Source organism: Stenotrophomonas sp. 2YAF22 (assembly GCF_052114665.1).
GTDB lineage: Bacteria > Pseudomonadota > Gammaproteobacteria > Xanthomonadales > Xanthomonadaceae > Stenotrophomonas > Stenotrophomonas indicatrix.
The window spans coordinates 1-3,340 of the sequence record NZ_JBFRFE010000488.1 but is presented as its reverse complement, the minus strand read 5'-3'; the positions used below and the strand labels follow the sequence as shown (position 1 = coordinate 3,340).

3 protein-coding genes are annotated in these 3,340 nt (G+C 65.4%); all 3 read right to left on the bottom strand.

Translation table 11 applies throughout. The annotated features are described in order from the left end of the window. Positions 1-1,137, bottom strand: a 1,137-nt coding sequence (locus AB4Y84_RS16945) for a translation initiation factor IF-2 N-terminal domain-containing protein (RefSeq protein ID WP_442250499.1), incomplete at its 3' end; no start/stop codon positions are given. 92 nt (positions 1,138-1,229) lie between these two features. Further along, entirely contained in the window at positions 1,230-2,741 is a 1,512-nt protein-coding gene (gene nusA / locus AB4Y84_RS16940; protein WP_099819062.1) for a transcription termination factor NusA, read from the bottom strand. Between the two features lie 4 nt (positions 2,742-2,745). Beyond that, on the bottom strand, positions 2,746-3,336 hold the full coding sequence (gene rimP, locus AB4Y84_RS16935; RefSeq protein ID WP_025876223.1) for a ribosome maturation factor RimP: 591 nt from the start codon (positions 3,334-3,336) through the stop codon (positions 2,746-2,748). Positions 3,337-3,340 lie beyond the last annotated feature (4 nt).

Sequence of the window (3,340 nt, the reverse complement as noted above, 5' to 3'; positions counted from 1 at the left end):
CTGTACGGCCTCGCCCTTGTTCTCACCCGCCGATGCCAACAGCGCGTCTTCGGCGTCGTTGTCGCTGGCGCGGATCGCCTTGTGACCCAGTTCTTCGGTGACCAGTGCGGCGGTGTCGTGATCGATGGACTGGGTGATGGTGGCCATCACGCCCATCTTGAACAGCGCCTTCACCACCTCGCCGCCCTTCAGCGCGAGCTTCTGCGCCAGGTCGGCCACGGTGATGGTGTCGCCGATCGCCACTTCACGCACGACCGGTGCGGTCGGACGTTCGAAGGCGTGCGGGCCGGAGTTGCCACCGCCGCGCGACATGTCGCGACGGCCGGACGTCGGACGGCTGCCCGGGCGACCACGGTTGTTGCTGTTGTTGCTGTTGCCACGGCGCGCACGATCGGCGGCGGACAAGTGCATCTGACCGGCAAAGCGATCACCCGGGCCACGCTCGTTGCGCGGCGCGTTGCGATTGTTGCGGTCGTCGCTGCGCGGCGGCGCACTACGCGGAGCAGCCGGGGCTGCAGCCGGAGCGCGCGGCGGGCGCGGCGCGGTTTCGTCGATCGGTGCGCGCACCTTCGGCTGGCTGGCAGCCAACGCCTCGGCAGCCTTGGCGGCGACCGCAGCTTCCTCGGCCGCCTTCTTCTCAGCCTCGGCACGCTCCTTGGCAGCGACCTCTTCCTCGCGCTTGCGGACGATTTCCTCGTCACGCAGGCGGTCCTTCTCGGCCAGTGCCTGCTGCTCGGCGAGGTTGCGTGCGCGCGACTCTTCCAGCTTGCGCAGGATGTCGGCACGCTCTTCGTCCGGGGTCATCGCGCGACCACCATCGGCCTTGACGTAGGTGCGCTTCTGGCGCACTTCCACGTTCACGGTTGTCTTGCTGCGACCGGAATTGACCGTCACTTCCTGCTGCTTGCGACGGTTGAGCGTGATCTTCTTGGCAGACTGATCAGTCTCTTCCGGGGCCTGCTCGGGCTTGCCATGCGAGCGACGTAGGAAGCCCAGGAGCTTCACTTTCTCGGAGCTGGTCACGACCTGGTCGGGACCGCTGAACTTCATGCCGGCACCAGCCAGCTGTTCCAGCAGTTTTTCGACCGGTGTATTGACCAGTTCAGCAAGCTTGCGGATGGTGGTTTGCTGCGACATTCGGATCCTATGATCTTGTGGGCGCCCCCCCGCATCTGGAGGTGGCGCGGATTCTACGCCCTGATCGGCTCAGGGCCCTGTTCATTGCCGGCTCATTCGCCGCGTTCCAGTCGGGCGATTTCCTCGGCACGCGCGGCCAGGATCAGCGCCGCGGCGCGCTCCTGGTCCAGCCCTTCGATGCCGAAGTCCATGACCTCGTCGGCGGCCAGGTCGGACAAGTCCTCGCTGGTACGCACGCCGTGGCCGGCCAACGCATATGCGGTGGCTTCGTCCATGCCCTTCAGGGACAGCAGGTCCTGCGCCGGCTGGCCGTCCTCCAGGCCTTCCTCGACTGCCAGGGCCTCATTGAGCAGCGCATCGCGGGCACGTGCGCGCAGCTCTTCGACGATGTCTTCGTCGAAACCTTCCACGGCCAGCAGTTCGCCGACCGGTACATATGCGATTTCCTCGACCGTGCCGAAGCCTTCGCTGACCAGGATGCCAGCGATTTCCTCGTCCACTTCCAGCTTGTCCATGAACAGCTGGCGGGCAGAAGCCTGCTCGGCCTCCGACTTGGCGGTCACCTGGTCCTGGGTCATCACGTTCAGCTGCCAACCGGTCAGGCGGCTGGCCAGGCGCACGTTCTGGCCGCCCTTGCCGATTGCCTGGGCCAGACGGTCTTCAGCAACGGCCAGGTCCATCGAATGCTTGTCTTCATCGACGATGATCGACTGCACCTCGGCCGGTGCCATCGCGTTGATGACGAAGTTGGCCGGGTTCTCGTTCCACAGGACGATGTCCACGCGCTCGCCATTGAGCTCGTTGGACACGGCCTGCACGCGCGAACCACGCATGCCGATGCAGGCGCCGATSGGATCGGTGCGGGCATCGTGGGCGAGTACGGCGATCTTGGCGCGGTCGCCCGGATCGCGGGCACAGGCCTTGATTTCCACCAGGCCCTGGCCAACTTCCGGCACTTCCAGCTTGAACAGCTCGATCATGAATTCCGGCGCGGCGCGGCTGATGAACAGCTGCGGGCCACGCGGCTCCGAACGCACTTCGGCCAGGTAACCGCGGACGCGGTCGCCGGCACGCAGGACATCACGCGGAATGCCCTTGTCCTTCGGAATGAAACCTTCGGCGTTGCCGCCAAGGTCGACATAGATGTTGCCGCGCTCGGCGCGCTTGACCACACCAGTGATCAGCTCGCCCACACGGTCGGCCCACGCATCGACAACCTGCTGGCGCTCGGCTTCGCGCACGCGCTGCACGATCACCTGCTTGGCGGCCTGGGCGGCGATGCGACCGAAGTCGGGGTTCTCGATCTGCTCTTCGATGTAATCGCCGACGTCCACGCCTTCGGCTTCGTCGATGGCGTCCATCAGGCGGATCTGGCGATCCGGCGATTCCATCACTACGTCATCGGCCACCACTTCCCAGCGGCGGTAGGTTTCGTAGTTGCCGTCCTTGTGGTCGATGACCACGCGGGTCAGCACTTCCTCGTCGGGATAGCGCTTCTTCGCTGCCGAGGCCAGGGCGGCCTCGATGGCATCGAAGATCACTTCACGCGGCACGCCCTTCTCGTTGGCGACCGCGTCCACTACCAGCAACAGTTCCTTGCTCATTGGCTCACTCCGCGCGCGGCTTCTTTGCCGCCGGCTCGTTGGAAGAAGAATTCTTGTTCGGCTTCGGACGCTTCGGCGCCGGACCGGTCGGCTTGCTCGGGGCCAGCCCCAGCGCCACCCAGTCAGGCATGATCCGCGCCTTGTCGATGTTGTCGGCCGACACCACCAGTGCGGCGTTGTCGACGATGAAGGTGATGCTGCCCTGCGCCTCGTCGATCGCTTCGATGCGACCCTGCAGGCGACGGCGGTTTTCCTGCGGCAGCTTCAGGGTGACCTTGGCCGATTCGCCGAGGTGACGACCGAACTGCTCCAGGTTGAACAGCGGGCGATCCACGCCCGGCGAAGACACTTCCAGCGTGTAATTGCCGCTGATCGGGTCTTCGACGTCCATCTGTGCGGACACTTCGCGGCTTACCCGCTCACAGTCGTCCACATTGATGATGCGCTCCGGCTGTTCCGCCAGCGGCACGTCGATGTAAAGGCGAAGGGTCGCACCGCCGGGGGCCGGCAGATACTCAACGCCCAGCAGCTCCAGGCCCAGCGACACAACGGTCGGGGCGAGCAGATTCGCGATGTCGGTTGCCTTGTCGCTCACAGCC